The organism is Kitasatospora sp. UYEF31, from assembly GCF_057291755.1.
The window spans coordinates 1-4,237 of record NZ_JBXAWK010000123.1 but is presented as its reverse complement, the minus strand read 5'-3'; the positions used below and the strand labels follow the sequence as shown (position 1 = coordinate 4,237).

The window sequence follows — 4,237 nt, the reverse complement described above, 5'->3', positions numbered from 1 at the left end:
AGGTCACCACGTCCCATACATCCGTGCTACCAGTTCACATATCCGAGCGGAGGACAAACAACCCGGTTGTGATCTGAACTCAGAACAGGCCCTAGAGATCCAGCATCACCTCGACGCCGGCGTCCCTGTCGTCGTCGAGAGCTACTTCGCCCGGTGTCTCACCACTCACCGGGCCTTGGGAGCCCGGCTCGGTGTCACCCTGCCGAGTTGGCTGCCGGAACCCGCTACGTACCACCTCGTCTGCGACGACGACGAGAGACAGCGTCGACTCGCTGGGCGGAACAAGCCGGTCTCGCGGTGGGACTCACTGGTCGAGACCGTTACGGACCGAGTGACGGACGCCTACGCATCGTTCCCGATGCATCGCGTCGACACCACGGGGCGCAGCCCCGACGAGGTCCTCCGAGTGATCATGGATACCGATACGCAAGGAGCGCACCCCCATGCAGACTCAGAGCCTGTGGGAGCACACCCTCACGTTCTTCCCGCAGTTCCTCGCCACGCTGCGGGAACGTGTCGCCCCTGACGCCACCGTCGCGGTGGTCGGCGCGAGCGACGGCAAGTTCGTCCTGCCCCTCGCCGCCGCCGGCTACCGCGTCGTCGCCATCGAACGCGACGCGGTAGCCCTCCATGGGGGCGACGTCCATCTCCCGGGTGACAGCCAGGCCCACGCGTTGGGACTGATCGATCGACTGAAGCTCGAAGAACTGCACGAACGCGTAGAGGTCGTTGAGGACGACTTCCTGGACGGTGAACCCCTGGGCCTGCAGTGCGACTCGGTCTGGACGAGCTGCTCGTGGCACTACAGTGCCAACCACCACCGCCCGCTCGGCGAGTTCGTCGACCGCATGCAGCGCCTGGTCCGCCCAGGCGGCATGTTCGGCGCGGAGTTCATGATGCCCGTCGAAAGACGTCACCACATGATCGAGCACTACACCTCCCCGGAACGCCTTCACCCCCACTTCATCGGCGACTGGGAGGTCCTGCTCACCCTGCGCACCACCGAGTTCACGGAGCGCGCCCACGTCGGCCAGCTGCACGACCACACCCACCGCATGGGCCTCCTGCTCGCGGCCCGGACATCCACCCTCACCGACCACTTCTGAGAGAAGGCCCCATGAAGCACGAATACGAGGCGAAGTTCCTGGCCGTCGACGTCGCCGACCTCCAGAACAAACTGAGCGCACTCAATGCCGTCCAGGCATTCCCCCGCACGCTCCTCACCCGCAAGATCTTCGAGAACGACTCCCTCGACGGCGGCGCCTGGATCCGCCTGCGGGACGAGGGCACCCGCTCGACCCTCACGCTCAAGCAGGTCACCGACGCCACGACGATCGACGGCACCAAGGAGATCGAGACCGAGGTCACCGACCTGCAGGCCATGGCCGACATCCTGCGCCGGGTCGGCCTCACCGAGGTCCGGTACCAGGAGAACTACCGCGAGGAATGGCGCCTGGGCGAGGTCGCCTTCGACTTCGACACCTGGCCCGACCTCCCCACCTTCCTGGAGATCGAAGGACCCGACGAGGCATCGGTACGCCAGGCCGCCGCCCTGCTGGACCTCGACTACTCCGAGGCCCGGTTCGGCAGCGTCGACGAGATCTACAAGAGCGAGTCCAGCCGCGACATCCTCGCCGAGCCCACGCTCCTGTTCTCCGAAGCCGAGAAGCAGAAGGACGCTTCTCCTACAGCCCAGGACCGTTGATCACGGAGGGAGACGAGCGATGCTGACGGAAGTCGCCCTACAGCACAGGGTGATCCCCGGGATCGCCGAGTTCGCCCGAGGAGGACTGCCCTCACCGGCGGCCACCGACGACGGCAACGAGTGGGTCGACGGACTCTGCTGGCTCTACTGCGGACAGCGGTGGACGCGCGTCCTGTGGATCGGCCCCGCCAGAGTCGCCGGGGCCCAAGCCCCGATGTACGCGTGCGGCGCCTGCATCGGCGAGCTGCAGGAACGGGTCCGGCAATCCTTCTTCTATGAAAACCGCCCGGCCGGCTCCACCCGGCCAAGCGAATCCGCCGAGGTGGGGCAGTCGACCTCCGGCAAGAGAACCGGCAAGCATCGGGGCCAGAGCAGGCTCTTCCGCCGTAGTTAAGCCCCCGCCCCGGTCACGCTGGCGCCCGCTGTTCCCCGCAGCGAGAGCCCGGGGCCGGGGCGGGTCCTTGGCGTGCGCGCCTTCGGCGGAAGCTCCGAGACGAACGGTCTGATGTGAACGATCACGTAATTCGGCTCTGTCGACGATTTTGTGATGGCGCCCGGCTGAGCTGGGCATCTACCGGGTGTGCGATTCAAGGGATTTGGGGCGGTTGCTGCCGCATTTGGCGGGTGTGGTCGTGGAGTCCGTCGAGCGGGTAGCCGGGGTGGTCACGTTTCGTACGTCGTGCCGGACGCTCCCTGCGAGATGTCCGGGTTGCGCGATGCCGTCCTGGCGGGTGCACGGCCGGTACCTGCGCCGCCTCGCTGACGCACCCATGGGTGCGGCGCCCGTCGTGATCGAGTTCTTGGTACGGCGCTTCAAGTGCCTCAACTCCCGTTGCCCTGCGGTGACTTTCGCCGAGCAGGTTCAAGGGCTGACCAGACCGCATGCCCGCCACGTCCGCGACTTCGCCACCATGATGCGCGACCACCGCAGCGACCTCCTGCCCGGCTGGCTGGAGCGGGTCCTCGCAGACGATCTGCCGGCGCTGCACTCCCTCGTCAACGGCCTGCGCCGCGACATCGACGCCATGACCGCGGCCTTTTCCACCTCCTGGAGCTCAGGCCAGGTCGAGGGCCACGTGACACGAGTGATTCTGTGGAATCAGAATTGTCAAGCTTGCTGTGCTTTGCCCTGACGGACCTCGACGATCGGCAGGGCGGTGGCACCGGCCGGAAGGTCGAGCTGCCGAGGCGTCAGCCCGGCCGGGATAGGGATGTCGGCAAGCCGGTCGAGGAGCCGGTCGAGGGCGGCTTGACCGTCGTCGACGGCAGCTTGCTCGTCCTCGGTGAGTGGGATCGAGACGGCCATCTTCTGCAAGTTGCCCTTGGCTTCGAGGAGTTGCGCTTTGGTGGAGTCCTTGGGGGTGTAGAAGTCGCAGCGCGCGCAGGCCATGCGGTGCTGGCACTGCTCGAAGAAGGTGTAGGTGCAGTAACCGTGCCCGAGGTCGTAGTGCTGCCAGGGTTCGCCGGTCGCGGCGGCGCCGGAGGCGACCGCGTCGCGGTCCACCAGGACCTCGATGGTGCGTACGTTCCGCTCGAAATAGCCCGCCTCGGAGTATGCCTTGGAGAGGGTGTTCGGGGTGATCTTCGCGTAGTACTGGGTGGATTGTGGCGATCGGTGTCCGAGCCAGGCTTGCAGCTCGAACAGCGTCATCGGTTCCTTCGCGTTGTAGAGCTGGCTGGCAATGGTGGAGCGGGCCCGGTGGCTGGTGATGTTCCCGCGGACGTCGGCGTCCGGAACGCCGGCTTTGCGGCAGAGCATCGGGATGATCGTGTTGTTGATGTAGCTGGTTGAGACGCGGCGGGCGCGAACGGCGAACAGCAGCTCGACGTGCTCGCTGGTGCGGCGGTCGGTGAACTTCGGCTGGTCCGGGCGGATGGCCTGCCAGGCGTCGATGGCCTGGCCGAGGATCGGGTCGACCGGCTTGGTGAAGGCGGTGCCGGTCTTGTGGGTCGGGACGTCGAGCAGGCAAACTGCGTCGCGGGCCAGTACCTGCTGCGAGTCGCCTGCGATCGAGTTCCCGTCGTGTTGCCAGCGGATGCAGCCCTGTCTCAACCGGGCGATCTCGTTGCTGCGTTGACCGGAGAACAGCCAGGTCAGCGTGACCGCGCGGACCAGCTCGAAGGGGTAGATGCCGAAGGCGTCGCCGACCAACCAGTTGCGCGACTGGTAGTCGAGGTGGCAGACCGCGCTGTCCATGAGGCTGTTGTCCAGGATGGCCGCGTGGTGGTTCGGCAGGTTCCGCTCGACCGTGGTGATCAGGTCGGCGCGAACAGCCTGGTCGATCCAGCCCTGGAGGCGTTGTGCCAGCACGGCACCGACGGCGTCGCCCTGGGGCATGGAGGTGGCCCGGTGGAGCGCGCCGAGGACGTGGCCGGCCTCGTGATGGGCCAGTTCCTCCTCGGGTGAGCCTGGTGCCACGGTGTCCGCCCGGTCGCCCCTAGGTCCTGTCTGGAATTCGGATCATGAATTCGGCGCGATGCTGCGGAGCCAGAGCATCGCGCCGCACAGGTGGAGTCCGGCTTCGTAGCTGG

General features: G+C 66.7%; 5 protein-coding genes. 4 read left to right on the top strand and 1 reads right to left on the bottom strand.

The window, feature by feature from the left end:
• Positions 1-443 precede the first annotated feature (443 nt).
• The 4 genes from AC0Z36_RS29290 to AC0Z36_RS29275 all read left to right on the top strand — a co-directional run bounded on the left by AC0Z36_RS29290 (position 444) and on the right by AC0Z36_RS29275 (position 2,838).
• Complete coding sequence (locus AC0Z36_RS29290) at positions 444-1,106, top strand: class I SAM-dependent methyltransferase (protein ID WP_485466112.1); 663 nt, start codon at positions 444-446, stop codon at positions 1,104-1,106.
• Positions 1,107-1,117: 11 nt separating this feature from the next.
• Positions 1,118-1,705: a class IV adenylate cyclase gene (locus AC0Z36_RS29285; protein WP_485466111.1), complete on the top strand. Its 588-nt coding sequence runs from the start codon at positions 1,118-1,120 to the stop codon at positions 1,703-1,705.
• Positions 1,706-1,724: 19 nt separating this feature from the next.
• Positions 1,725-2,099 (top strand): hypothetical protein, encoded by a 375-nt coding sequence (locus tag AC0Z36_RS29280; RefSeq protein ID WP_485466110.1) that lies wholly within the window; start codon positions 1,725-1,727, stop codon positions 2,097-2,099.
• A gap of 238 nt (positions 2,100-2,337) precedes the next feature.
• Positions 2,338-2,838, top strand: coding sequence for a transposase family protein (locus tag AC0Z36_RS29275; protein ID WP_485466109.1), 501 nt, complete (start codon positions 2,338-2,340; stop codon positions 2,836-2,838).
• Here the strand turns inward: AC0Z36_RS29275 and AC0Z36_RS29270 are convergent.
• The gene (locus AC0Z36_RS29270; RefSeq protein WP_485466108.1) at positions 2,814-4,124 is read right to left on the bottom strand and encodes a tyrosine-type recombinase/integrase; all 1,311 of its coding nucleotides are present in this window, start codon (positions 4,122-4,124) and stop codon (positions 2,814-2,816) included. The genes AC0Z36_RS29275 and AC0Z36_RS29270 overlap by 25 nt on opposite strands.
• Between the last annotated feature and the right edge of the window lie 113 nt (positions 4,125-4,237).

Bases quoted from the DNA above. Each gene is read 5' to 3' on its own strand.
- AC0Z36_RS29290 (WP_485466112.1), top strand. From the start codon at position 444: ATGCAGACTCAGAGCCTGTGGGAGCACACCCTCACGTTCTTCCCGCAG.
- AC0Z36_RS29285 (WP_485466111.1), top strand. From the start codon at position 1,118: ATGAAGCACGAATACGAGGCGAAGTTCCTGGCCGTCGACGTCGCCGAC.
- AC0Z36_RS29280 (WP_485466110.1), top strand. From the start codon at position 1,725: ATGCTGACGGAAGTCGCCCTACAGCACAGGGTGATCCCCGGGATCGCC.